Source organism: Roseinatronobacter sp., assembly GCF_051859525.1.
Classification (GTDB): domain Bacteria; phylum Pseudomonadota; class Alphaproteobacteria; order Rhodobacterales; family Rhodobacteraceae; genus Roseinatronobacter.
Map to the genome: position 1 here is coordinate 296,955 of NZ_JBHYFM010000001.1, position 25,304 is coordinate 322,258.

A 25,304-nucleotide genomic window follows, 5' to 3' on the forward strand; every position below is an offset into this window, starting at 1 on the left:
CATGTCAGACGCGGTTCATGTAAAAATCTGCGGGCTGAGCGATGTCGATACAGTGCGCGCCGCCGTTGATGCGGGCGCGCGGTATGTGGGGTTTGTCTTTTTCCCCAAATCGCCGCGTCATGTGTCCCTTGCGCAGGCCCGCGCGCTGGCACTTGCCGTGCCCGAAGGCGTGGCCAAGGTCGCGCTGACGGTTGACGCCGATGACGCGCAGCTGCGTGCGCTGGTTGATGACGTGCCGCTGGATATGTTGCAGCTTCATGGCCATGAAACGCCCGCACGGGTCAGCGCCGTGCGCCAGGCCTTCAAGCTGCCGGTGATGAAGGCCGTGGGCGTGGCCGGACCGGATGACCTGAAGGATCTGGATATTTACGGCAAGGTTGCCGACCAGTTGCTGGTCGATGCCAAACCGTCGCCGGATGCCGATTTGCCCGGCGGCAACGGCTTGAGTTTTGACTGGCGGCTGATCGCGGGTCGGCGCTGGGCCTGTCCCTGGATGCTGGCGGGCGGTCTTGATGCCAGCAATGTCGCGCAGGCCATTCAGCTAACCGGCGCGCGCCAGATCGATGTTTCTTCAGGGGTGGAAACCCGTCCCGGTGTGAAGGACGCATCACGCATATCTGCCTTCATTCAGGCAGCGCAATCAGCCCTTGCCCCGACCTAGCCCCGTCCTGTCGGGTGCAGCGGCCATTCATTCGCCTGTTGCCGCCCTGCACGCGCGCTATGCGACAGCTTCGGGGGCTATGACTGCCGCCGCACCCATGTCCGGTTGCGGCATCGGCGCGCAGCGTTTTGGCACGCGCGGCCCTTCGACGGACAGGATTGCTTCCAGACCGGAATTGCAGTGCACCAGTTCGGACAGATACAGATCATCAAGGGCGCTGTAGAAGGATTCGACCGCGCGCGACAGGTGCGGGCGCATGACGCAATGTTCCTTGAGCGGGCAGGTGTTCGTGTCCGAAAAACACTCCATGAACGGCAAACCCTGTTCAAAGGCGCGAAACACCTCGCCCACGCTGATGCAGGACGGATCGCGCGCCAGATGAAACCCGCCATGACGACCGCGCAAGGTGGTGATGAACCCGTCCTGACCCAGTTTGTTGATCACCTGTGCAAGATGGTTTTCAGATGCATTGATCGCTTGTGCCGCGTCCTGTTTGCGAACCAGCGTGTCATGATTGACCGCGCAGAACATCAATGTGCGCAGTGCCAGATTGGTGCGGGTTGTCAGGCGCATTCAAAACTCTCCCATCTATTCAGCACGACATACAGGCAATGTGCTTGCATAAGAAATCATGACATTTGGGTATGTGTTATCGCGGTCCCCGCAGGGTGTCTTTGATCAAGATCAAACCTGTTGGAATGGCGGATCGCTGCCAGACTATGTTTGGTGGTTGCGCGCTGAGAGGGGGGGCAACCAAAAAGGCGCAGGACATCGCATGCCCTGCGCCTGATGGCCCGATCAATTATTACTTGTTACCAACACATCGGGCCGGCAACCTGTCGATGATCAATCCTGTGCGTGGAACACCGTCACATCGCGCAGAACCACATCAAGTGCCTCAATCTCCCAGCTTTCGGTGACCATGCCGCTGGACAGGTCGATTGTGTGGAATGCGCCATTTGCAACCAGCCATGCGGTGTTTTCACCGTCAGCGGTTGTTGCGATATCGAAAGCGATCGGGCCATCGAATGTGGCACCCGTTTCGCCGATCACCACGTTGTCGCCGTCATTCGGGGCGGTTTGTTGCAGCAATGAGGCAAGTGCAGTGTCGATGTTGAACATCATCGTGCTTTCGGGTTGGCCGAAGGAATTGGCATAGGCCGTCCCACCGACCATTGGTGTGCCATCGGTCCCGTCCGTGAACGTCAGGCTGCCATCGATCATGACAGCACCGCTGGTCAGGTTTACGCGGTGGTTGGTTGTGCCCGACATGAAGCGCAGCGCATCGGGGACGGGGTTGATGTCAACGATCACGACATCATCCGCGCCATGTTCCAGCGGCGTGTCCATGGTGACAACCTCGGACCATTCGCCGGTTGCGGGATCAACATTCACAACGACAAACCCGTCGGTAACCGCGATCACCTCGCCCGTTGCGGGACGGAAATCGATACCAAGAATACGCCCGTCATAGTCAACATCCTGCATGCCGGTGACTTGTGCAGTCTCCAGATCGATCGACACAAGGGTGCGGTCGCCTGCAAGTCCGATCGCGGTGCTGGCGGACGCGCCGGTGGTCATCAATACGGCCAGAACGGTGGGTGTTGTTAGCTTGAGCATAAAAATCTCCATTTCAGATTTTGTTGGTTAACGACACTGGAACGGCCACAACCGCAGATAGTTTCAGAAATATTCTCACAGACGCGTGAGGACTGAATGGCAAGGATGCGTTTTTGATCTGGATCATATATTCGTAAATATATATATGATGTGGTGTTTATGTTTTTTGATGTAATGGGGGGATTCGGAGATGGATCTGCAAAAACTTGCCACCAGCCGGCGTGGGTTCATGGGCCTTGCAGCGGGGGGCAGTGCCGCGCTTGCGCTTGGGGCGGCGGGAACCACCGCAAAGGCGCAACGCACCAATGCACGCATTCTGATCATGGGTGCAGGGGCAGGGGGCGCGGCGATTGCGAACCGTCTGGCCGAGCGTCTGGATGGTGCACAGATCACGGTGCTGGATGGCCGCCCGCAGCATTGGTACCAGCCTGGGTTCACATTGATTGCATCGGGGCTGCGCAAGGCGGATTATGCGATTTCGTCAACCGAACAATGGCTGCCGCGCGGTGTGACATATGTCAACGAATATGCGGCCGAACTGGACCCCGACGCAAACCGCGTCACCACCACCGGCGGGCAGCGTATCGAGTATGATTACCTGATCGTCGCAACCGGGCTGGTGCTGGACTGGGATGCCATTGAAGGGTTTGATCTGAGCATGGCTGGCCCGCAAAACGGCATCGCGGCCCATTATGCCAGCCCTGAGCATGCGGAACTTAGCTGGCAGGCGCTGGACAAGTTCACCGATGAGGGGGGCATCGGCATGTTCGGCCGCCCCGCGACCGAGATGAAATGCGCAGGCGCGCCCGTGAAACTGTGTTTTCTGGGCGAAGATATTGCCACCACCAAGGGCAACCGCAGCAAATGCGACTTCATTTACAACGCGCAAGCCACCAACCTGTTCGGCGTGCCGGTCATTCACCACCGCGTCCGCCAGATCATGGATGAACGCGATATCACCTACCGCTATCAGCATGTGCTGAAAGGCATCGATCTGGGCGCCAAGACCGCCACATATACCACGCCCGATGGCGAGGTGACGGATAAATGGGACTTCATCAATGTCATCCCGCCGCAGCGCGCACCGCAAGTCATTCGCGAGTCGGGCCTGTCATGGGCCGAGCGCTGGGTCGATCAGGGCTGGATCGAGGTGGACATGCACACGCTGCGCCACGCACGCTATGCCAATATTTTCGGCATTGGCGACATTAACGGTGTGCCCAAGGGCAAGACCGCGGCATCGGTGAAATTCCATATTCCTGTGGTCGAGGACCAGATTGTCAGCGAGATTGCGGGGCGCGAAGGCACACGCCGCTATGATGGCTACACGTCCTGTCCGCTGATCACCCGCATTGGCCGCGCCATGCTGGTGGAGTTCGATTATCAGGACAACCTGACCCCGTCCTTCCCCGGTGTGATTGCCCCGCTGGAGGAGTTGTGGATCAGCTGGCTGATGAAGGAAGTCGCGCTGAAAGCCACCTATAACGCAATGCTGCGCGGTCGCGCCTGATCCTGCCCTCGGGGGCGGCTGCCCCCGAACCCCTGCGAGTATTTCGGGCAAGATGAAACGGCCCGCATGAAAGGATGAAAAGATGGAAGAGTTCAGCCTGATGACGCTGCTGGCCGTGTTCGAGGAAATGTTCGGGCGCGGCTTGTTCTGGGCTATGGTCGCGGTCGCTGTGATCGTGACCCTTGGCTATGTCTATGTTCTGGTGCGCGATCGCGCGATGTCGATGCGCAAGTTCCTGCTGGCGCAATTGTCCATGCCCTTCGGCGGCGCTGCTGCCGTGGCCTTTGTGATGATGATGACGAATTCGGGTTTTCGTGACATTGGTGGCCCGATCGACTGGATTGTGCTGCTGGGCGTTTTTGTCGCGGGCGCTGTGGGTTTCGCAATTCTGGTTTATGTGGTCCAGTCGTTGATGCGTGGCAAGGAAGCTGACATCTGAGCCATTGCAACACCAAGGCACTGCCTGTGCGTGTCCTCCTGCATGATACAGGTCCTCTGGCCCGCGCCCTTCCTCCCAAAGGCGCGGGCTTTCGCGTTTTTGGGCTTGGCAGCCGTGGGGGGCGCGCGTATGGTCGCGCCATGAACCGCTTGACCTGCATGATTTGCTGCTGCATTTGCCGCTGAGTTTCCGGCGGGTGGTCTTGTTTTCATTTCCCTGATCGAGTGATCCCCCGCCCGCGCGCCAGACTGGCCCGAGAGGAGAGGACATGACCAAGATACGGTTGCACAATTCGCGCACCCGCAAGCGGGAAGATTTCACCCCGCTGGACCGTGACAATGTGCGGATGTATGTCTGTGGCCCCACGGTCTATGACCGCGCCCATCTGGGCAATGCGCGCCCTGTCGTGGTGTTTGATGTGCTGTACCGGTTGCTGCGCCATGTCTATGGCGAGGGGCATGTCACCTATGTGCGCAATTTCACTGATGTGGATGACAAGATCAACGCGCGCGCCGCACAGATGCAGGCAGACGGCGATGCGCGCCCGCTGAATGCGATTGTGCAGGCGCTGACGGATGAAACCATTGACTGGTATCACGCCGATATGGACGCGCTGGGCGCGTTGCGCCCTTCTGTGAAGGGCGTGATCTCTCCTGCTGCGGAGCCGCGCGCGACGCAGTTCATCACCCAGATGATTGCCATGATTGACGGGCTGATCGCCAAGGGCCACGCCTATGAGGTGTCGGGGCATGTGCTGTTTGATGTGCGGTCCTACCCCGAATACGGGCGGCTGTCGGGGCGGTCTGTGGATGACATGATTGCGGGCGCGCGGGTGGAAGTGGCCCCCTATAAGCGTGACCCGATGGATTTTGTGTTGTGGAAACCGTCCGGTGCGGGCCTGCCCGGTTGGGACAGCCCATGGGGACTGGGTAGTCCGGGCTGGCATATTGATTGTTGCGCCATGAGACATGAGTTGTTAGGGGCCAGTTTCGACATTCACGGTGGCGGGATCGACCTGCAATTTCCCCACCACGAGAACGAGATCGCGCAAAGCTGCTGCGCGTATCCTGATGCGGGGTTTGCGAATTACTGGCTGCATAATGAAATGGTGCAGGTGGAGGGCAAGAAAATGTCCAAGTCCTTGGGCAATTTCTTCACGGTGCGGGATTTGTTGGAGAAAGGGATTCCAGGCGAAGTTATTCGCTATGTCATGCTGATGACACATTATCGAAGTCCGATGGATTGGACCGCGGATAAGGCGGAAGAAGCTGCCCAAACACTCTTTAAATGGCGCACGCTCACCGAAGGAGTGCTTGCGGCCAATGTTGCGCAGGACGAAGTGCTTGACGAAATTGCGAATGACTTGAACACTCCCGGCGCGCTGGCTGCACTCCGCAAGCTAGAAGTTCAACCTAGGGCGCTTCTTTTCAATGCGCGCCTACTGGGTCTTTTAGAAGAAGGGCAGGGAGCATGGTATTTCAGACGAAAGCTGCGCGACGCGTCAAACGACAATCTCAGACAATTGCTTCGACTTCGGCAGCTTGCAAAAGAGCAAAAGGACTATGCACGAGCCGATTGGATTCGCGATGAGCTCAAAGAACGTGGGATCGCAATCAAAGACATGCCAGATGGAAAAGTCCAGCCGACAACATCGTTAGATTTTGCTGACGACTACATGAACAGTCTTGGCGAACTTAAGCGTCGCGAGATTTTTGGTGATCTCTACAAATCTGACGGCAGCATTAGTGTGGACAGTTTGATTGACAGATATGTCGGGGTCGTCGCCTCGCAGCTTTTACTCGAACTGGAAGTCTTGAAATGACCTATCATCTCGTCACTGCCGCGCCCGTCTGGCACGGGAAGGAAGCGAAGCGCCCGCCCCGTGGGGGGGCGGGACGGGCGCTGCCTGCGCTTTGCGCAGGCTTGGGCTACTGTGAAGTGCTGCGCATTCAACCACACGAAAAACAAGGCGAGGCACACACATGACCCGCGAACGCCTCACCCTCTATGACACTACCCTGCGCGATGGCCAGCAGACGCAGGGCGTGCAGTTCTCCACGCCGGAAAAGCACCAGATCGCGGCCATGCTCGACAGCCTTGGCATTGACTATATCGAGGGCGGCTGGCCCGGCGCGAACCCCACGGATAGCGAGTTTTTTGCCGACAAGCCGCAAACCAACGCCGTCTTCACGGCCTTTGGCATGACCAAACGCGCAGGGCGGTCTGCCGAAAATGATGATGTGCTGGCGGCGGTGCTGAATGCGGGCACCGATGCGGTGTGTCTTGTGGGCAAGTCGCATGATTTCCACGTCACCACGGCGCTGGGCATCAGCCTTGACGACAATCTGGACAATATCCGCGCCTCTATCGCGCATTGTGTCGCGCAGGCGCGCGAGGCGCATTTCGACGCCGAGCATTTCTTCGACGGCTACAAGGCCAATCCCGATTACGCGCTGAAATGCCTGCATGCCGCCTATGACGCGGGCGCGCGCTGGGTGGTGCTGTGCGACACAAACGGGGGCACCCTGCCGCCAGAGATTGGCACCATCACCCGTGCGGTCATCGACAGCGGCATCGACGGCGCGCGGCTTGGCATTCATTGCCATGATGACACAGGGCAGGCGGTGGCCTGTTCGCTGGCGGCGGTGGATGCGGGCGCGCGCCAGATACAGGGCACCCTTAACGGGTTGGGGGAACGCTGCGGGAATGCCAACCTGATTACGCTGATCCCGACATTGCTGCTGAAACCTGCCTATGCAGACCGGTTTGAAACAGGTGTCAGCAAGGACGCGCTGAAGGGGGTGTTGCGTATTTCGCGCAAGCTGGATGATATTCTGAACCGCGTGCCGCTGCGCAGCCTGCCCTATGTGGGGGCGTCGGCCTTCGCGCACAAGGCGGGGTTGCATGCCAGCGCGATTTTGAAAGACCCCACAACCTATGAACATATCGACCCCGCGCAGGTGGGCAATGCCCGCATTGTGCCCATGTCCAATCAGGCGGGGCAGTCGAACCTGCGCCTGCGGCTGGCCGATATGGGCGTGAATGTGGACAAGGGCGATGCGCGGCTGGGGGCCATTCTGGACCAGATCAAGGTGCGCGAGGATCAGGGCTATGCCTATGACAGCGCACAGGCCAGTTTCGAATTGCTGGCGCGGCGTGCGTTGGGGCAGGTGCCCGATTTCTTCGAGGTCAAGCGCTACCGCGTCACGGTGGAACGGCGCAAGAACAAGTATAACCAGATCGTCACCCTGTCCGAGGCTGTGGTTGTCGTGAAAATCGGGGATGAAAAGAAACTGTCCGTGTCGGAATCGATGGACAGCGAAGGGCATGATCGCGGGCCGGTCAATGCGCTGTCCAAGGCACTGGCCAAGGATCTTGGCCCCTATCAGGATGCGATTGACGATATGAAGCTGGTCGATTTCAAGGTGCGCATCACCCAAGGCGGGACCGAGGCCGTGACCCGCGTTATCATTGACAGCGAGGACGGGCAGGGGCGGCGCTGGTCAACTGTGGGCGTGTCGCCCAACATAGTCGACGCCAGCTTCGAGGCGCTGCTGGATGCTGTGATCTGGAAATTCCTGCGCGACGGGGTGGAACCATGCAAGACCTGACACCGGATGATGCCTTTCTGACCCTATATAGCGATCTGGCGCGCGAAGGGCCGGGGGCGGCGGCCGATCTGGGTTGGGCGCTGTCGGTGGCCGCGACCCCCGCAGAGGCGCGCATTTGTGACGCGGGCTGCGGGTCGGGGGCCGATACCGTGACGCTGGCCAAGGAACGCCCCCGCGCGCGGATCGAGGCCGTGGACCAGATTGCGCAATTCGTGGCGGCGGCGCAGAAACGCACGGCCCCTTTCGGGGACCGCGTGCAGGTGCGTCAGGGCGATATGGCGAAACTGACCGGCCCCTATGATTTGATCTGGTGCGCGGGCGCGGTGTATTTCCTGGGCATCACGGAAGCGTTGCGCCTGTGGCGCGGCGCGCTGGCGCCGGGGGGCGCGGTGGCGTTTTCCGAACCCTGCCTGCTGCCACGCCCGTCTGCGGCAGCGCGCGCGTTCTGGGCGGAATATCCGCAGATCACCGATGTCGCGGGCATTCGTGCGCGCGTCGCGGCGGCGGGGTTCCGTGTGCTGGGCGAACAGATGCAAATTGGCGCCGCATGGGAAGCCTATTATACCCCGATGTCCAAACGCATTGCCAGCTTGCGCCCGAGTGCAACAGGCGTTCTGGCCGAGGCACTGGACGAGGCGGAACAGGAAATTGCCCGCTGGAAGGCCGCGCCTTCTGAAATTGCCTATGCGTTGATGGTCGTGGCCCCGATTGATGGATGAACTTGCAGCCCTTGTGCAGCAAGGCGATCCTGACCGCTATGCCGCGACCATCGCCGCATCTGACAGCGCGCGCGCGCGGCTGTGGCCGCTATATGCGTTCAATCTTGAAGTTGCGCGCGCCCCGTGGGTGACGCAGGAACCGCTGATTGCCGAAATGCGCCTGCAGTTCTGGACCGATGTGCTGGACGATATCGCGGCAGGCAAACCCGCGCGCGCCCATCATGTCGCCGCGCCGCTGGCGCAGCTTTGGCGCGCTGCGGATTTGCCGGTTGCGCTGGGGCAGGGGCTTGTCGCGGCGCGGCAATGGGACATCTACCGCGCGCCCTTCGCGGATGATGCGGCGTTTCGCGCGCATCTTGACGCGACGTCGGGCAATCTGATGTGGCTGGCGGCGCTGGCGCTTGGTGCCCCGCCGCACTCCGAGGGCCCCGTGCGCGCCATGGCCTTCGCGTCCGGACTGGCGAACTGGATGGTGGCAATCCCGCAGCTTCAGGCGGCAGGGCGCATCCCGCTTGTGGACGGGCGCGACAGTGCCGTTGCGGGGCTGGCACGCGACGGGCTGGCGCAACTTGCACGCGCGCGCGCGCAGCGTCGCGCGGTGCCCGCCCCCATCCTGCCGGTTATGCTGACGGGCTGGCAGGCCGGTGCCATTTTGCAGCGCGCAGCACAGCGCCCCGAACTTGTGGCGCAAGGTGGTTTGCTGCGCTCGGAATTCCGGCGGCGCGGGGTGTTGATGCTGCGCGCGCTGTCGGGCCGTTGGTAGCTGCCGGAATTTTTATCGTGATCTGCGCCATATGGCGCGAATGCGGGTTCGATTGCGCCTTGCGCTGCCTTGCCAAGGCCCCGCCCTGCCAGTAGGGTGCGCGCCAATTCCGCCCCTGCACATATGTTGCGCGGGCGGCCAATATGCCCGCCTGTCGGGCGCCACAGCCTTAAGGAGCTTCCATGTTCGTCACCCCCGCCTATGCGCAAGATGCCGGTGCCGCCGGTGGTTTGATTTCGATCATCCCGTTTGTTCTGATTTTCGTGATCATGTATTTCCTGCTGATCCGTCCACAACAAAAGAAGATGAAGGAACACCGGTCCATGGTTGATGCGCTGCGCCGTGGCGATCAGGTTGTGACGCAAGGCGGGTTGATCGGCAAGGTGACCAAGGTCAAGGAAGATGGCGAACTGGAAGTCGAGATTGCCGAAGGCGTGAAGGTGCGTGTGGTCAAACAGACCATTGCGACCGTCATGTCCAAGACCGAACCGGCCACCAAGGACTGAAGCTGCCTTTCGATGATGCGCCGGCCCGTCCGTTTGTCCGTTTGGCTGGCGAATGGGGCGGCGCTTTTCGCCGCATTTGAAGATAACACTGTGTCAGGGCATTGAAATGCCGCATCAGGATACAAAGATGCCCTGAACATACTGATACCACGGGGACCACGCGCCAATGTTGCAAATACCGATGTGGAAACGCATCCTGATCTGGTCAACCTGCGCGCTTGCGCTTCTGTTTGCCATGCCGAACCTGTTTTATGATCGGGTGGAACGGCATAATGATGCTGTCGTCGCGCTGGACACGGGCCAAAGCGGTGCCGCATTGGAAGCGGACAGGGCGGCATGGCCCGGATTTTTGCCGGGGTTTCTGGTCAATCTTGGTCTTGATCTGCGCGGCGGCGCGCATCTTCTGGCCGAGGTGCGCGTGTCCGATGTGTATGCGGACCGGATTGACGGAATGTGGCCCGCTGTGCGCGACAGGCTGGCGTCCGAACGTGGAACTGTCGGCGCGGTGCGGCGTATGCCATCCGATGATGCGGGTGAGTTGCGCGTGCGTGTGGCCAATGCGGGGGCCATTGAACAGGCTGCCGGCTATGTGCGCGAACTTGCGCAACCCACTGAATCCCTTGGCGGGTTCGGCGCGGCCCGCGATCTGGATGTCCGCATTGACGGAGAGGATATCGTCGTCACCCTGTCCGAGGCTGAACGCGCGGCCACTGATGAACGCACGATGCGGCTGTCGCTGGAAATTATCCGCCGCCGCGTCGATGAGGCAGGCACACGCGAACCCACTATCCAGCGTCAGGGGGCAGACCGCATTCTGATTCAGGTGCCCGGCATCGGATCGGCCGAGGAACTGAAAGCCCTTATCGGCACAACGGCGCGCCTGACCTTCCATTCGGTTGTGCGTGTCACATCCGACCCTGACGAAGTGCCTGGCCCGCGCAACGTGATCTACCCGTCCATGGACGAGCCCGGAACGTACTATATTGTCGATCAGACCCCTGTTGTGACTGGCGACCAGTTGGTCGATGCGCAACCGGGCATGGACCAGAACAACCGCCCCGCGGTGAATTTCCGGTTCAATCCGGCTGGTGGTCGCGCCTTTGGCCTGTATACGGCTGAAAATATCGGCAATCCGTTCGCGATTGTGCTGGATAGTGAAGTCGTGTCCGCGCCGGTGATCCAAAGCCATATCGCGGGCGGGTCGGGCATAATTACCGGACGCTTCACCGTCGAGGAGACAAGCCGCCTTGCCGTGCTGCTGCGATCTGGTGCGTTGCCTGCGGAAATGGACTTTCTGGAAGAACGCACTGTCGGGCCGGAACTGGGGCAGGACAGCATTGATGCGGGCAAAATCGCGGCCATTGTCGCCATGATTGCGGTGCTGGGCTTCATGCTGGCCAGCTATGGGATATTCGGGATCATCGCGAATATTGCGCTGGTGCTGAACGTGTCGATGATCTTCGCGCTGCTGTCGCTGATCGGGGCCACACTGACATTGCCGGGGATCGCGGGCATTGTGCTGACCATCGGGATGGCCGTTGATGCAACAGTGCTGATTTTTGAACGCATCCGAGAGGAAATGCGCACTGCCAAAGGCCCTGCACGCGCGATTGAGCTGGGCTATGAGAAGGCACTCTCGGCCATTCTGGACGCCAATATCACGACATTCATCACGGCGCTTATCCTGTTTGCAATGGGGTCAGGCCCTGTGCGCGGGTTCGCTGTGACATTGGGGCTGGGCATTCTGACATCGGTCTTTACCGCACTTATGGTGACCCGCTTGATGATGGTCATCTATTTTGAACGCCGCCGCCCGAAAACCCTGGCCATCTGAAGGAACACAAGCATATGCGATTGAAACTTGTTCCACAGGACACAAATATCGAGTTCTTCCGCCACTGGAAGGTCACGTTCGGTGCATCTGCGGTGGCGATGGTGCTGTCCATTGCGGCCTTTCTGGTGATGGGGTTGAATTTCGGGATCGATTTCCGGGGGGGCACGTCCATCCGGACCGAAGCGCAGGCCCCTGTTGATATTGCCGCCTATCGCGGCGCGATTGCGGATCTGGGGTTCGGGGATGTGGCCATCACCGAAGTCTTTGACCCTGCATTCGCATCTGACCGCAATGTCGCCATGGTGCGCATTCAGGCCCAAGAAGGGGTCGAGGCGATCACCCCCGAACAGATTGGCGCGGTGCGCGACGCATTGCAGGCCGTGGACCCCAGCCTGACCTTTGCTGCGGTGGATTCTGTCGGCCCGAAAGTGTCGGGGGAATTGATCCAGTCTGCTGTCATCTCGGTGGTGCTCGCGCTGGCGGCGGTGCTGTTCTACATCTGGCTGCGGTTTGAATGGCAATTCTCGGTCGGGGCGGTCGCGGCGCTTGTGCATGATGTGGTGCTGACCATCGGTGTGTTCAGCGTTTTGCAGATACGGTTCGATCTGGCCATTATTGCAGCGCTGCTGACTATCGTGGGGTATTCGCTGAATGACACGGTGGTTGTCTTCGACCGCGTGCGCGAGAACCTGATCAAGTTCAAGAAACGCCCGATGAAAGAGGTTCTGAACCTGTCCATCAACGATACCCTGTCGCGCACAGTGATGACATCGGTGACAACCTTGCTGGCGCTGATCTCGTTGTTTGTGCTGGGCGGCGATGTGATCCGGGGCTTCGTCTTTGCGATGATCTGGGGCGTGATTGTCGGCACCTATTCATCGGTATTCGTTGCATCGGCGGTATTGCTGCGTTTGGGCGTCAAACGCGACTGGTCGAAGAATTCGGGCGATTCCGCTGGCACCCAATTCGGCGTCAAGGAGGGGTAGGATGCGCCTGTCCGAAGTCCAGTTCGGGACAGAACAGCCAGTTGACGGGTATGGGAAGGATTTCTTCCGCATTGGCGGTGTGGCGCATGCCGCGCCGCTTTTGCTGGTGTCCGGACAGGTACTGCCTTGGGGCGGGTATGACGACCATGATGCGTTGCTGCAACTGGCCGGTCAGGTGGATGTGCTGTTTATCGGTACAGGCGGCGCGATCGCGCATATCCCGCCCGCATTGCGAGAGCGGCTTGAAGCGGCAGAGATCGGCGTTGATATCATGGACAGCCCGGCCGCATGCCGCACCTATAACGTGCTGCTGTCCGAGCAGCGGCGGGTTGCGGTTGCGTTGCTGCCAGTCGGCTAGGCGAAATTTGAGTATTTTTGGCAAGATGAAGCGCCGCCGCAGTACTTGGCAAAAAGGGGACGCATATTGGGGCTAAGTGTTTCTGGTGTTGCATGTGCCCGTGGCGGGCTGCCCCTGCTGGAAGGGGTGGGGTTTTCACTGTCGGCCGGTCAGGCGCTGGTGTTGCGCGGTCCCAATGGCTGCGGCAAGACCACATTGCTGCGCACTGTGGCGGGGTTGCAGCCGCCGATTGCGGGCGAGATCACATCTGCGCCCGACTCCATCGCGTATGCGGCACATGCAGACGGGTTGAAAACAACGCTGAGTGTGGCCGAGAACCTGACTTTCTGGGCAGCGATTTACGGGACGCGTGGCATTGATGCCGCACTTGAGCAGATGAACCTGCGCGCGCTTGCGGGCCGTGCGGCGCAGAATTTGTCCGCAGGGCAGAAGCGGCGTCTGGGGCTGGCGCGGCTGATCGTCACAGGGCGGCCCGTCTGGGTGCTGGACGAGCCGACAGTGTCGCTGGATGCCGCGTCCGTTGCGTTGTTCGCGGGTGTTGTGCGGGCGCATCTGGGCAAGGGGGGCATGGCGCTTATGGCCACCCATATTGATCTGGGCCTGCCAGAGGCAGAGATCCTTGACCTGACGCCGTTCAAGGCGGATTTGCACCAAACCGGCAGTGGCCATTTTGACGAGGCATTTTTGTGACAGCATTGTTGATCCGTGACTTGCGCCTTGCCTTTCGTGCAGGCGGGGGCTTCGGGCTGGGGCTAGCGTTCTTTTTGATCATAGCGGTTCTTGTCCCGCTGGGGGTGGGGCCAGAGCCGGATATTCTGGCGCGGATTGCCCCGGGAATTCTGTGGGTGGGCGCGCTGCTGGCGTGCCTGCTGTCGCTGGACCGCATATTCGCGCTGGATTATGAGGATGGATCGCTGGATTTGCTGGCAACGGCCCCTGTGCCGCTGGAAGGGGTTGTGTCCATCAAGGCGCTGGCGCATTGGCTGACGACGGGCCTGCCGCTGGTGCTGGTGTCGCCGGTGCTGGGGCTGCTGCTGTATCTGCCGCCCCAGGCCTATGGGTGGCTGGTGCTGTCACTGGCCCTTGGCACACCGGCCCTGTCGGTGATTGGCACATTCGGGGCGGCACTGACTGTGGGGCTGAAGCGTGGCGGGCTGTTGTTGTCGCTGCTGATCCTGCCGCTGTATATTCCGACACTGGTTTTTGGCGCCGAAGTTGTGGCGCGCGGTGCGCAGGGGCTGGACGTCGGCACACCAGTGGCGCTGTTGGCGGGCATCACGGCGGGGGCTGTGGCATTATTGCCCTTTGCATCTGCCCTTGTGATCCGGATAAACCTTCGGTGAAGGGCTGCGCGACAGTCTTGAGAGCGACCCCAACTGAGGATAGGTGAGCGTTATGGCATCGCTTTGGGAATATGCGAACCCGCTGAAATTCATGCGCACCACGGACTGGCTGTTGCCGGTTGTGGCGATTGCGGCTGTGGTGACAACCGCGACAGGCTTGATATGGGGGTTTTTCTTTACGCCCGATGATTTCCGGCAGGGGTCCACAGTCAAGATTGTGTTTCTTCATGTGCCTGCCGCGATGATGGCCATCAATGCATGGGTCATGATGCTTGTGGCGTCGCTGGTCTGGCTGATCCGCAGGCACCATGTCAGCGCGCTTGCGGCCAAGGCTGCGGCCCCCATTGGCCTGACCATGACCTTCATCGGGTTGCTGACCGGTGCGGTCTGGGGCCAGCCCATGTGGGGGACATGGTGGGCGTGGGACCCGCGGCTTACATCTTTCCTGATCCTGTTTTTGTTCTATCTGGGATATATCGCATTGTGGTCCGCGATTGACGACCCTGATACAGGCGCGGACCTGACAGCGGTGCTGTGCCTTGTGGGGTCGGTGTTTGCTGTTTTGTCGCGCTATGCGGCGTTGTTCTGGAATCAGGGACTTCATCAGGGGGCGTCCCTGTCGGTTGCGCCCGGAACGCGGATGGATTGGGCATACAAGGCGCCGCTTTATGTCAGTATGGCGGGCTTTGGTTTGATATTCGTGGCGCTTGTTCTGGCCGGTACACGCACTGAAATCCGTGCACGCCGCATGAAGGCGCTTGTTGCGCGTGAAAGGATGGTTTGATGCCTGATCTGGGACGCTATGTGATGGAAGTGTCGCTGGCCTATCTGGCCTCTCTCGGGCTGATTGGGGGGCTGGCGTTGTGGTATTGGTTGCGCGGGCGCGCAGTGCGCCAGCAACTGAATGAGGTTGAAAGCCGAAAGGTCGGAAATGGGTAAATTTAGACCATTGATGTTTTTGCCACCGCTGCTGTTTGTGGCGCTGGCGGCATTGTTCTGGTTCGGAAATATGCGCGATGACCGCGAAGCCCTGCCTTCCGCGCGAGAGGGGCAGGAAGCCCCGGGGGTGATGTTGACCCAACTGGGCGAATTGCCGTTATTCGACGATGGCACGCTGCGCGACGGAGAGGTCAAGCTGGTCAATTACTGGGCGTCATGGTGTGCGCCGTGCCGTGCGGAACACCCGCTGCTGGAAGAACTGGCCGAGGAAGTGCCCGTCTATGGCATAAACTACCGTGATCAGGCTGATCGTGCATTGGATTTTCTGGATGAGCTGGGCAATCCTTTTGCGGCCAGCGGGCAGGATGCATCGGGGCGTATGGCGCTGGATTGGGGCCTGTATGGTGTGCCTGAAACCTATGTCGTTGCCGGTGACGGAACGATTATTCTGCGCTTCGCCGGACCGATTACGCGCGATGTCGTGGCGAACCGTATTCGCCCCGCAATGGAACGGGCGGCGGCGCAATGACCATAACCTACGGGCTGGAACCTGATCTGGGTGTGGATGAATTCGCGCATGCCCTGCAGGCGTCCGGACTGGCGCCGCGGCGTCCGTCTGACATGGCGCGGCTGGATGCCATGCTGCGCGGTGCGCAGATCATCGTCACGGCCCGCGATGAAGGGCGGCTAGTGGGCGTGGCGCGGTCCATCACGGACTGGGCCTATTGCCTGTATTGTTCTGATCTGTGCGTGGACAGTGCCTATCAGGGCAGGGGCATTGGCAAGGCGTTGCTGGCGCAGACCGCCGACGCGGCCCCCGCTGTCAAAACCTGTCTGCTGCTTTCCGCGCCCGGTGCCGTCAGTTTTTACGAGGCTGCGGGCTTTCGCCGGCATGAGGGGGCATTCGTTTTTGCGCAGCGGGGCTAGTGCATGTTGCGCAAAAGTGGGAACCGGTTTTGAGCTTATGGAACATTCAAAACAAACAAGTTTGAGCATGTCGCGCGCTTTCTTGCGCGAACACCATACGCGCTTGATAAAGACGGATGGTGTGATCATTCCCGCACGATGAAGGGGATCACCTCTCGGGTGGGGCCGACTGTCAGGACCAGTTCCCAGCGGCCCGGTCGTGTCATCTGACCTGACCCTGACCACGCGCCTGTGCTGTCCGTACCTGTGTCCAGCGTAATTTCTGATCCGCCGGTGGGGCGCAGTTGTGCGTGCGGGTCCTGTGTTTCCGCATGCTCGACTGTCACGTCGACGCGATACCCGCCATCAATGGCCACAGCGGTGCGGATTTGCGGCTGTATCTCGACCGTGTGCAGCAACAGCGTCTGGTTCGCCCCCACAATCGGTAACGGGTCGCGCACGAAGAAGGTGACCGACGCCATAAGTACAATGAACCCCAGCACAAGTGCCAGAATGGACAGGGCAATGACGCGGGTGGACATGGTGGGCATCTCTTTTGCGTGGGATGATGCTGCTGACTAATCCGCCCTCGCCATGACGTCAACCGACAGCATTGTGACAAAAAGCCCCCGACCGCACGGGCCGGGGGCTTGGATGTCTTGTTTCACCGGAAAGGTGGGGTCAGGCGGATTTTGCCAGATCGCGCAGCACATAATGCAGCACGCCGCCATGTTCGACATATTCCTTTTCAATGCCGGTATCGATACGGCATTTCAGGGTGATGACCTTCTCGGTGCCATCTTCATAGGTGATGGTGCAGGGCACTTCGGACAATGGTTTAAGATCGCCTTCCAACCCGCTGATGGAAATCGTTTCCTGACCGGTCAAGCCAAGGGTTTTCCGGTTGTCATCGCCAGTGAACTCAAACGGAATGACGCCCATACCCACAAGGTTGGAGCGGTGGATCCGTTCAAAGGACTGCGCGATCACAGCCTTGACACCCAACAGGTTGGTGCCCTTGGCGGCCCAGTCACGGCTGGAACCTGCGCCATATTCCACACCGCCGATCACAACCAGTGGCGTGCCTTGTTCCTGATACGCCATGGACGCGTCATAGATGGACGTCTGCTGCCCGTCCGGCCCCTTGGAGTAGCCGCCTTCGACCCCTTCGAGCATTTCGTTCTTGATGCGGATATTGGCGAATGTGCCGCGCATCATCACTTCGTGGTTGCCACGGCGCGACCCGTAGGAATTGAATTCACGCACGGGCACCTGACGTTCGGTCAGGTATTTGCCAGCCGGTGTTTCGGCCTTGAAGCTGCCTGCCGGGCTGATGTGGTCCGTGGTGATCATGTCGCCCAGAATGGCCAGAATACGCGCCCCTTTCAGGTCGGAAATGGTGCCTGCTTCGGCCCCCATGTCGCGGAAATAGGGCGGGTTCTGGATATAGGTCGAAGACGCTGGCCAGTCATAGGTTTCCGAATCCGGGGTCTGCACAGACTGCCATTTTTCGTCACCTTTGAAGACATCGGCGTATTTCGACATGAAGGCATCGCGCGTCACGGTGCGTTCGACCAGTTCGGCAACTTCCTTCTGGGTGGGCCAGATGTCTTTCAGGTAGACATCCTTGCCGTCGGGGGTCTGCGCGATCGGGTCTTTGGTGATGTCGATATTCATGTCACCGGCCAGCGCATAGGCCACCACCAGCGGCGGGCTGGCCAGATAGTTCGCGCGCACATCCGGGCTGATGCGCCCTTCAAAGTTGCGGTTGCCCGACAGGACCGAGGTTGCGATCAGGTCGTTATCGTTGATCGCCTTGGAGATTTCTTCCTGAAGGGGGCCGGAATTGCCGATACAGGTGGTGCAACCATAGCCCACAAGGTTGAAGCCGATGGCGTCCAGATCCTCTTGCAGCTCTGCCGCTTCCAGATAGGCCGACACGACCTGAGAGCCGGGCGCGAGCGAGGTTTTCACCCAGGGCTTGCGGGTCAGACCCAGCGCACGCGCCTTGCGTGCCACCAGACCGGCCCCGATCATCACATAGGGGTTCGATGTGTTGGTGCATGACGTGATGGAGGCAATCACCACCGAGCCGTCGCGCAGCGTGTAATCCTCGCCGTCCACCTTGGCGGTTTTGCGCGGGTCTGCCGGTGCGGTGGGGGCAGGGCCTTCGTCTGCCATTTCGGCGGCTTCTGCATTTGTTGCGGTGCCGCGATATTCGGACACGACATCAAGGAATTTCTGCGCAGCCTGATCCAGTGCCGTGTGGTCCTGCGGACGCTTGGGGCCGGAAATGGCGGGAACAACCGTGCCCATATCCAGTTCCAGCGTGTCGGTATAGACGGGCGCGTAATCCGCCCCGCGCCAGAAGCCGTTTTCCTTGGCATAGGCTTCGACAAGCGCCACGCGGTCCTTGTCGCGGCCGGTCTGTTCAAGATAGCGCAGCGTTTCCTGATCGATGGGGAAGAAGCCGCAGGTTGCGCCGTATTCGGGGGCCATGTTGGCAATGGTCGCACGGTCGGCCAGCGGCAGGTGGTCCAGCCCTTCGCCATAGAATTCGACGAATTTTCCGACCACGCCCTTGGCGCGCAGCATCTGCACGACTTTCAGCACCAGATCGGTTGCGGTCGTGCCTTCGACCATCGCGCCGGTCAGTTTGAAACCGATCACTTCGGGGATCAGCATGGAGACAGGCTGCCCCAGCATCGCGGCCTCTGCCTCGATCCCGCCGACACCCCAGCCCAGCACGGCCAGACCATTGACCATGGTGGTGTGGCTGTCCGTGCCCACCAGCGTATCAGGGTAGGCCACGGTCTCGCCGTTCTGGTCCTCATCGGTCCAGACGGTCTGGGCCAGATATTCAAGGTTCACCTGATGGCAAATACCGGTGCCCGGTGGCACAACGCGGAAGTTGTTGAACGCCTTTTGTCCCCATTTCAGGAAGGTGTAGCGTTCGATATTGCGTTCATATTCGCGGTCCACATTCATCTGGAACGCACGCGGGTTGCCGAATTCGTCAATCATGACCGAATGGTCGATCACCAGATCGACGGGGTTCAGCGGGTTGATTTTCTGCGCGTCGCCGCCCAGTGCCTTGATCCCGTCGCGCATGGCCGCAAGGTCCACCACCGCAGGAACGCCGGTAAAGTCCTGCATCAGCACGCGGGCCGGACGATAGGCGATTTCACGCGGGTTCTTGCCGCCATTCTTGCCCCAGTCCGAAAACGCCCTGATGTCGTCCAGCGACACAGTCTTGCCATCCTCGAATCGCAGCATGTTTTCCAAAACGACTTTCAGGCTGGCGGGCAGTTTCGAGAATTCGCCCAAACCCGCTGCTTCGGCGGCAGGGATCGAATAATAGGCAATGGTCTTGCCGCCCGCGCTTAGGGTTTTGCGCGCCTTCGCGCTGTCTTGTCCAACGATTATGGTCATGAGGTGGCCTCCCTCTAGGGGTTGAAGGGTTTTGCTGACTATGCATTTGCCCTATCACAGGCTTTCGTTCAAGGGTGAATACGCGTTTTTGTATACCATTGTGCACAAAATATGTTTTCCTTGAGGGAGTGTCGCCTTTAGGTCATGTTTCCAGTTCCTCTCAAAACCTTGATTGGCGCGATCTTCCGGACATGGTTAGATCAGCCCTGCTTGTGAAACCGGAAGGGAAGAATATGCGAATGGCGCCGCGTCCGAGGGAAGCCGCTTTTGCACTGGTCGGGGTGGTCATGGGATCTGTTTCCATTGCCAATGCGCAGACCAACCCCGTTGTCGTAGAGCTTTACACATCGCAGGGTTGTGCCGCATGTCCGCCTGCCGATGTTGTCCTTCAACAGCTTGCCGGGCGCGACGATGTTATCGCGCTGGGGCTGCATGTGGATTACTGGGACTATATCGGATGGGCCGACAGCTTTGGCCAGGCTGCGTTCAGTTCGCGCCAGCAAACCTATGCGCGCAAGAACGGTCGCGCATCTGTCTATACCCCCCAAATGATTATCGGCGGCCGGGACGAGGTGAAAGGCTCCGCCTCTATGAAGGTGATGGGGCTTATTCAGGACCATCTGGCAGAAATGGCCGCAGGGCAGCAAATCACAGTGTCCATTACGCCTGCCGGGAACGGGCAGGTGCGTATTGACGCGCAATCGCCCTTTCCGTTGAAGCCCCCCGCAGATATCCAGCTTGTGCGTTATCGCAATACCGCTGATGTCGAGATTACAGGCGGCGAGAATGAGGGCCGCCAGATCACCTATCATAACATTGTCACGCATTGGGATGTGATCGGGCAATGGGACGGATTGGAACCGTTCAAACAGGATGTGGCACTGGACGGCTCCGGTCCGGTGGTGGTTCTGGTGCAGGAACGCGGGCAGGGGCCAATTCTGGCGGCTGCACGCCAGCGTTGAGCGCGCAGCGCAGGGAATAGCCTGTCATGCAGGCCCCTTGATGAATGGTGTTGTCGCAAATCTGGTAGTGCCACAGGGCGGAATGCGGGTATTTGCGCAACATCTGCGCGGATGCCACAACGCGAATCGCTTTTAATTATGTGCCTGCGGGCATAGTGTCACCTGCAGTTTACGGTTCAGGAGTAAGGCACAGGTGCGCAGTATCGACCGATATCTTCTGGTGCAGCTGCTGACAGTCTTTGCCTTCTTCTCGCTTGTGCTGATTTCTGTCTATTGGGTGAATCGCGCCGCGCGCCTGTTCGATGCCATTGTCGGCGATGGCCAGAGTTTCTGGATATTTCTGGAACTTTCCGCGCTGACATTGCCGAATGTCATTCGTGTGGTGCTGCCACTGTCGGCATTTGCGGCGGCTGTGTATGTTGCCATGCGCATGACGCGCGATAATGAACTGGTGGTCTTGCAGGGAACGGGGCTGTCTTTTGTTCGGATGCTGTGGCCCGTGGCGGTCTTCGGGCTGGTGGCAGCCGTGATGCTGGCGTTCCTGATGCATGTGCTTATGCCGCTGTCACGGATGCAACTGGCCGAACGGCAGGTGCAAATCGCCGAGAATATCACCTCTCGGCTGTTGCGCGCTGGCGAGTTTTTGCAACCCGCCGATGATATCGTGGTGTTCGTGCGCGATATCACGCCGGAAGGGAAGCTGCTTGATGTCTTCTTGTCGGATGCGCGCACAGCGGGCACGCGGGTTGAATATAATGCCAGCTCTGCGTTGCTGGTGCCGGGGGTGCAGGGGCCGACACTGGTATTGCTGGACGGTGTGGCGCTTATCTATCGTGAAGGGGCGGACCGGTTGGGCACGCTTAGTTTTGATGAACTGACATTCGATATTGGCGGCTTGGTCGGTCCGGCGGGGCGGCGCGCGGATGTGCGTGAACTGCCCACGGCAGACTTGCTGTCCCCCGATCCGGAGGCATTGGCCGAGCTTCGGATTTCGATTTCCGAAGTGCGTTTCGAACTTGCCAGCCGTTTTGCCCAGCCCCTGCTGGCGGTCATGACGTCGCTGATCGGCTTTATTGCGATCTGTCTTGGGCAATTCAGCAGGCTGGGCGCGTGGCGTCAGGTTGTCGGCGCGATTATTGTGCTGGCCCTGATCCAGCTGGCCAGCAATGCAGCGTCCGGATTTGCGTTGCGCAATGCCGCGCTGGCATGGCTTGCCTTCTTGCCAGTGGGGCTGGGCGGCGCTGTGGTGGGGGTTATGCTGTGGTGGGCCAGTCGGGCGCGGGGGCGTGGCTGGACCGCGCGGGCGCAGGCAGGGGGCGCGGCATGACGCTGGACATGTATCTTATCCGGCGGCTGCTGGCCGCGTGGATCATGGTATTGGGTGTGTTCGTCGGCATGCTGTTGCTGCTGGATATGGTCGAGCAGATGCGCAGGTTCAGTGGCGAGTCCGCAGGGATCGCGCAGATCTTGCGCCTGTCCGCGCTGAATACGCCCGAAGCGTTGTATGAAATTGCCCCCCTGGTTCTGATGCTGGCTGCGATGTGGGTGTCGCTGGCATGGTCGCGCAGTTCCGAATTTGTGGTGATACGGTCCGCGGGGCGGTCAGTGCCAAGGTTGATCCTTGTTCCGGCAATCGTGTTTTTTGCATTAAGCATTGCGTTTGTTGCCGTGATGAACCCGCTGGTGGCCAGCACCACGCGCGAATATTCGCGCGCGCAGGCCCAGTTGCAAGGCGACTCCGGCAGTGCGGTCATCATCAGCGGGCAGGAAGTGTGGTTGCGGCAGGCCGATACACTGGGCCAGACGGTCATATACTCGCCCCGCGCCGAAGATACCGGCACGGTGCTGCATGATGCGACTTTCCTGATCTTTGATGCCGATGACGGTCTGTCGCAAAGATTGCGTGCCGTGCGGGCAGAATTGCAGCGCGGGGCGTGGTCGCTGTATCAGGTCAAGCAATGGAACCTGTCAGATATAAACCCAGAACAACAAGCCACGCTTTCGGCGCAGCTTCAGGTGCCCACCGACCTGACACCAGAGCAGATTCGGGACAGTTTCGCGCAGGTGCGCACTGTGCCCCTGATGCAGTTGCCGCGCTTCATCGCTGCCCTTGAACGGGCGGGATTTGCGGCACTGGAACACCGGATGCGGTTGAATATGGAACTGGCCCTGCCGGTTCTGATGACAGGGATGATGCTGTTGGCCATGGGGATGTGTATTCATCATGCCCGCGCGGGCGGGGCAGGAATTCGGGCCCTGATAACGATTCTGGCTGGATTCACCCTGTTCTTTCTGCGTAACTTTGCACAGGTTTTGGGGGAAACCGGACAGGTGCCTGTCATGCTGGCCGCGTGGGGGCCGCCTGTTGCGACATTACTGCTTGCAGTGGGACTGCTGCTGAATCTGGAGGAAGGCTGATGCCTTGGGCGTGCCCGCACCTTGCCCGGAAACCGCGTGCTTGCGCACGGTCGTGGCTTGCTGCGCTGATGGTCGCTGGCGGCCTGCTTCTTGCATCGCCGCAACCGGGGATCGCGCAATCCCAAGGGCCGGAAGATGGGTTTGCCACCCTTGTTGCCGACAGGCTGTATCTGGACGGGCCGAACCGGCTGATTGCCGAAGGCAATGTCGAGGCCCTGTCGGGCCAGACGCGCTTGCGGGCAAGGCGTGTCATCTATGACCGCCAGACAGGCGGGCTGCACATCGAAGGGCCGCTGACCCTGACCGATGGGGACAGCGTTCTGGTGCTGGCCGATGCGGCTGAAATGCAGGACGGGTTTCGCCGCGGGTTGATCCGTTCGGCACGGGTGGTGCTGGACCAGCAACTGCAAATCGCCGCCACTCAGGTCGAACGTGTGGATGAGCGTTTCACGCAGATGGAAACGGTCGTTGCCTCGGCCTGTGAAATATGTGCCGAAACCCAGACCCCGCTTTGGGAAGTGCGCGCGACACGCGTGATCCACGATCAGGAAGAAAAGCAGATCTATTTCGAGAATGCCCAGTTTCGCCTGTTCGGCCTGCCGGTCGCCTATTTGCCGCGTCTGCGCATTCCCGATCCGACGCTGGAACGGGCGACAGGGTGGCTTAGCCCCGAATTCGTGGTGGATACCGGCCACGGGCTGGGGCTGCGCGCCCCATATTTCATTGCGATTTCGCAAGATAAAGACCTGACCGTCACGCCATTTCTGGGCACGAAGGGCACGCGCGCGCTGGAATTGCGATACCGGCAGGCTTTCGCAACCGGCATGCTGGAACTGGGCGGCTTGGTCGCGCGCGATTCCATTCGCCGCGGGTCCACCCGCGCCATGGGCTACACGCGGGGTCAGTTTTCCGTTGGGCGCGGGTATGAATTGTCCTTCAACCTGATCAAGGTGTCGGACCGGCCGCTACTGGGCGATTATGACAGGTCCGAATCGCAACTGACATCCGACATAACGCTGGAACGTGTGCGCCGCGATGAATACATCCGGCTTCAGGCCTTGCATTTCCGGTCGCTTCGTCTTGTCGATACCAACAGCCAGTTGCCCAATCAGGTCGGGCAGGGCGTTTATGAACGCCGCTTCGACATGCCGGGCCTTGGGGGCGTCGGGGGCGTGCGATTCGAGGTGCATGGCCATGAACGCCGCAGGCCGCTGGCACCGGATGTGAAATCGGTGGCACGGTTCAGCGCCGATCTGGACTGGCGGCGCGATGCGGTGCTTCCGGGCGGTGTTCTGGGGGCTGTGGGCTTCAATCTGGGTCTGGACCATTTCGAGATATCGCCCGCCGCCGCGGGTTTTGCGCGATCCACCACGCGCGCTGTGCCAACCGCCATGGCAGAGTTGCGCTGGCCACTGGTGCGGGCCACCGGCGGCGGGGCAAGCCATGTCATAGAACCGGTTGCACAGGTCATTTGGGGGCAGGACCGTATTGACGCGCTGCCCGCCGATATCAGCAGCATGCCGGAACTGGACGAAGGCAACCTGTTCACCCATAGCCGGTTTGCCGCGCGGGACCGGCGCGAAATGGGGCTGCGCGCCAATCTGGGCGTAAGCTGGACACGGCACGACCCGCAAGGCTGGTCCAGCACCCTGATGCTGGGGCGTGTCTGGCGGCAGCGCGACCTTGGCCAGCTCTCGCCCGACTCGCCACTGGCGGGGCGGCGTTCGGACTGGTTGCTTGTCAGTTCACTTGATACCGATCAGGGCCTGACGCTAAGCAACCGTGCACTGTTCAATTCCGACCTTCGGCTGTCGCGCAATGCCCTTGAACTGGACTGGAGCACGCAGGACTATTCCATTTCCACGACGTATATGCATATCCGCGCCGATCCTGCCGAAAACCGCCCTGCCAAAGCTGCCGAATGGTCACTGGACGGGTCGCGCGCCCTTGATGAGTTCTGGACCGCCAGCGTGAACTGGCGCTACGACATCGCGCGCAACCGCGCGGCGCGTCTTGGGGCAGGGCTAAGCTATGAAAACGAATGCTTGCGTATGGAAATGGAAGTGGAACGCAGATTCGCCTCTGCGACATCGTCCAGCGATACGACAAGCTTCGGGTTAAGTATCGATGTTTTGGGTGTTGGCGGGAACCCTTCTCGGGCGCGGCGCACATGTTCAGGGGGATGACCACCATCAAGGGGACCAGACCGCACTGCGAACAGGCCGCAATATTCCCCGAAAGCCTATCGCAGCACATGGATGACAAACCCTTGGTTGTCATGTATGCCAACACCTAAG

25 protein-coding genes are annotated in these 25,304 nt (G+C 60.1%); 21 read left to right on the forward strand and 4 right to left on the reverse strand.

The window, feature by feature from the left end; translation table 11 throughout:
* Nucleotide 1: 1 nt before the first annotated feature.
* Nucleotides 2–661, forward strand: a complete 660-nt coding sequence (locus ACTIE1_RS01445) for a phosphoribosylanthranilate isomerase (RefSeq protein WP_439560156.1) — start codon at nucleotides 2–4, stop codon at nucleotides 659–661.
* A gap of 57 nt (nucleotides 662–718) precedes the next feature.
* On the opposite strand, the gene ACTIE1_RS01450 is transcribed toward ACTIE1_RS01445, so the two are convergent.
* Entirely contained in the window at nucleotides 719–1,234 is a 516-nt protein-coding gene (locus tag ACTIE1_RS01450) for an RrF2 family transcriptional regulator (protein ID WP_439560155.1), read from the reverse strand.
* Nucleotides 1,235–1,507: 273 nt separating this feature from the next.
* Nucleotides 1,508–2,281: a DUF4394 domain-containing protein gene (locus ACTIE1_RS01455; protein WP_439560154.1), complete on the reverse strand. Its 774-nt coding sequence runs from the start codon at nucleotides 2,279–2,281 to the stop codon at nucleotides 1,508–1,510.
* 190 nt (nucleotides 2,282–2,471) lie between these two features.
* On the opposite strand from ACTIE1_RS01455, the gene ACTIE1_RS01460 reads away from it, so the two are divergent.
* The 16 genes from ACTIE1_RS01460 (at nucleotide 2,472) to ACTIE1_RS01535 (ending at nucleotide 16,216) form a co-directional block, all read left to right on the forward strand.
* Entirely contained in the window at nucleotides 2,472–3,791 is a 1,320-nt protein-coding gene (locus tag ACTIE1_RS01460; protein WP_439560153.1) for an NAD(P)/FAD-dependent oxidoreductase, read from the forward strand.
* 82 nt (nucleotides 3,792–3,873) lie between these two features.
* Complete coding sequence (locus ACTIE1_RS01465; protein ID WP_439560152.1) at nucleotides 3,874–4,230, forward strand: DUF5368 domain-containing protein; 357 nt, start codon at nucleotides 3,874–3,876, stop codon at nucleotides 4,228–4,230.
* Between the two features lie 268 nt (nucleotides 4,231–4,498).
* The gene (gene cysS, locus ACTIE1_RS01470) at nucleotides 4,499–6,052 is read left to right on the forward strand and encodes a cysteine--tRNA ligase (protein ID WP_439563234.1); all 1,554 of its coding nucleotides are present in this window, start codon (nucleotides 4,499–4,501) and stop codon (nucleotides 6,050–6,052) included.
* Nucleotides 6,053–6,212: 160 nt separating this feature from the next.
* Nucleotides 6,213–7,841, forward strand: coding sequence for a citramalate synthase (gene cimA, locus ACTIE1_RS01475; protein WP_439563235.1), 1,629 nt, complete (start codon nucleotides 6,213–6,215; stop codon nucleotides 7,839–7,841).
* Nucleotides 7,829–8,560, forward strand: coding sequence for a class I SAM-dependent methyltransferase (locus ACTIE1_RS01480; protein ID WP_439560149.1), 732 nt, complete (start codon nucleotides 7,829–7,831; stop codon nucleotides 8,558–8,560). Before cimA ends, ACTIE1_RS01480 begins: the two co-directional genes overlap by 13 nt.
* The gene (locus tag ACTIE1_RS01485; RefSeq protein ID WP_439560148.1) at nucleotides 8,553–9,323 is read left to right on the forward strand and encodes a squalene/phytoene synthase family protein; all 771 of its coding nucleotides are present in this window, start codon (nucleotides 8,553–8,555) and stop codon (nucleotides 9,321–9,323) included. Before ACTIE1_RS01480 ends, ACTIE1_RS01485 begins: the two co-directional genes overlap by 8 nt.
* A 182-nt stretch (nucleotides 9,324–9,505) precedes the next feature.
* A complete protein-coding gene (gene yajC, locus ACTIE1_RS01490) occupies nucleotides 9,506–9,829 on the forward strand; it encodes a preprotein translocase subunit YajC (RefSeq protein ID WP_439560147.1) in 324 nt (107 codons plus the stop codon).
* Between the two features lie 166 nt (nucleotides 9,830–9,995).
* Complete coding sequence (gene secD / locus ACTIE1_RS01495; protein ID WP_439560146.1) at nucleotides 9,996–11,663, forward strand: protein translocase subunit SecD; 1,668 nt, start codon at nucleotides 9,996–9,998, stop codon at nucleotides 11,661–11,663.
* A 14-nt stretch (nucleotides 11,664–11,677) separates the two neighbouring features.
* Nucleotides 11,678–12,649 carry a protein translocase subunit SecF gene (gene secF / locus ACTIE1_RS01500; protein ID WP_439560145.1) on the forward strand — a complete coding sequence of 324 codons (972 nt, stop codon included), beginning with the start codon at nucleotides 11,678–11,680 and terminating at the stop codon, nucleotides 12,647–12,649.
* 1 nt (nucleotide 12,650) lies between these two features.
* Nucleotides 12,651–13,007, forward strand: coding sequence for an Mth938-like domain-containing protein (locus tag ACTIE1_RS01505; RefSeq protein WP_439560144.1), 357 nt, complete (start codon nucleotides 12,651–12,653; stop codon nucleotides 13,005–13,007).
* Between the two features lie 66 nt (nucleotides 13,008–13,073).
* Nucleotides 13,074–13,697 (forward strand): heme ABC exporter ATP-binding protein CcmA, encoded by a 624-nt coding sequence (gene ccmA, locus ACTIE1_RS01510; RefSeq protein ID WP_439560143.1) that lies wholly within the window; start codon nucleotides 13,074–13,076, stop codon nucleotides 13,695–13,697.
* Complete coding sequence (ccmB, locus tag ACTIE1_RS01515; protein ID WP_439560142.1) at nucleotides 13,694–14,350, forward strand: heme exporter protein CcmB; 657 nt, start codon at nucleotides 13,694–13,696, stop codon at nucleotides 14,348–14,350. Before ccmA ends, ccmB begins: the two co-directional genes overlap by 4 nt.
* A 52-nt stretch (nucleotides 14,351–14,402) precedes the next feature.
* Nucleotides 14,403–15,134: a heme ABC transporter permease gene (locus ACTIE1_RS01520; RefSeq protein WP_439560141.1), complete on the forward strand. Its 732-nt coding sequence runs from the start codon at nucleotides 14,403–14,405 to the stop codon at nucleotides 15,132–15,134.
* Complete coding sequence (locus ACTIE1_RS01525; protein WP_439560140.1) at nucleotides 15,134–15,289, forward strand: heme exporter protein CcmD; 156 nt, start codon at nucleotides 15,134–15,136, stop codon at nucleotides 15,287–15,289. The genes ACTIE1_RS01520 and ACTIE1_RS01525 overlap by 1 nt, the downstream gene beginning before the upstream one ends.
* On the forward strand, nucleotides 15,282–15,818 hold the full coding sequence (locus ACTIE1_RS01530; protein WP_439560139.1) for a DsbE family thiol:disulfide interchange protein: 537 nt from the start codon (nucleotides 15,282–15,284) through the stop codon (nucleotides 15,816–15,818). Before ACTIE1_RS01525 ends, ACTIE1_RS01530 begins: the two co-directional genes overlap by 8 nt.
* Entirely contained in the window at nucleotides 15,815–16,216 is a 402-nt protein-coding gene (locus tag ACTIE1_RS01535) for a GNAT family N-acetyltransferase (protein ID WP_439560138.1), read from the forward strand. The genes ACTIE1_RS01530 and ACTIE1_RS01535 overlap by 4 nt, the downstream gene beginning before the upstream one ends.
* A gap of 125 nt (nucleotides 16,217–16,341) precedes the next feature.
* Here the strand turns inward: ACTIE1_RS01535 and ACTIE1_RS01540 are convergent, their stop codons facing one another.
* Together ACTIE1_RS01540 and acnA are read right to left on the reverse strand one after the other, a co-directional pair.
* Nucleotides 16,342–16,737 carry a hypothetical protein gene (locus ACTIE1_RS01540; protein ID WP_439560137.1) on the reverse strand — a complete coding sequence of 132 codons (396 nt, stop codon included), beginning with the start codon at nucleotides 16,735–16,737 and terminating at the stop codon, nucleotides 16,342–16,344.
* A gap of 139 nt (nucleotides 16,738–16,876) precedes the next feature.
* Nucleotides 16,877–19,627: an aconitate hydratase AcnA gene (gene acnA / locus ACTIE1_RS01545; RefSeq protein WP_439560136.1), complete on the reverse strand. Its 2,751-nt coding sequence runs from the start codon at nucleotides 19,625–19,627 to the stop codon at nucleotides 16,877–16,879.
* Nucleotides 19,628–19,866: 239 nt separating this feature from the next.
* Here acnA and ACTIE1_RS01550 point away from each other — a divergent pair, with 239 nt between their 5' ends.
* The 4 genes from ACTIE1_RS01550 (at nucleotide 19,867) to ACTIE1_RS01565 (ending at nucleotide 25,193) form a co-directional block, all read left to right on the forward strand.
* Entirely contained in the window at nucleotides 19,867–20,589 is a 723-nt protein-coding gene (locus tag ACTIE1_RS01550; protein WP_439560135.1) for a DUF1223 domain-containing protein, read from the forward strand.
* Between the two features lie 193 nt (nucleotides 20,590–20,782).
* The gene (locus tag ACTIE1_RS01555; protein ID WP_439560134.1) at nucleotides 20,783–21,916 is read left to right on the forward strand and encodes an LptF/LptG family permease; all 1,134 of its coding nucleotides are present in this window, start codon (nucleotides 20,783–20,785) and stop codon (nucleotides 21,914–21,916) included.
* Nucleotides 21,850–23,007, forward strand: a complete 1,158-nt coding sequence (gene lptG, locus ACTIE1_RS01560) for an LPS export ABC transporter permease LptG (RefSeq protein ID WP_439560133.1) — start codon at nucleotides 21,850–21,852, stop codon at nucleotides 23,005–23,007. Before ACTIE1_RS01555 ends, lptG begins: the two co-directional genes overlap by 67 nt.
* Nucleotides 23,007–25,193 (forward strand): LPS-assembly protein LptD, encoded by a 2,187-nt coding sequence (locus ACTIE1_RS01565; RefSeq protein WP_439560132.1) that lies wholly within the window; start codon nucleotides 23,007–23,009, stop codon nucleotides 25,191–25,193. Before lptG ends, ACTIE1_RS01565 begins: the two co-directional genes overlap by 1 nt.
* The last annotated feature ends 111 nt before the right edge of the window (nucleotides 25,194–25,304 follow it).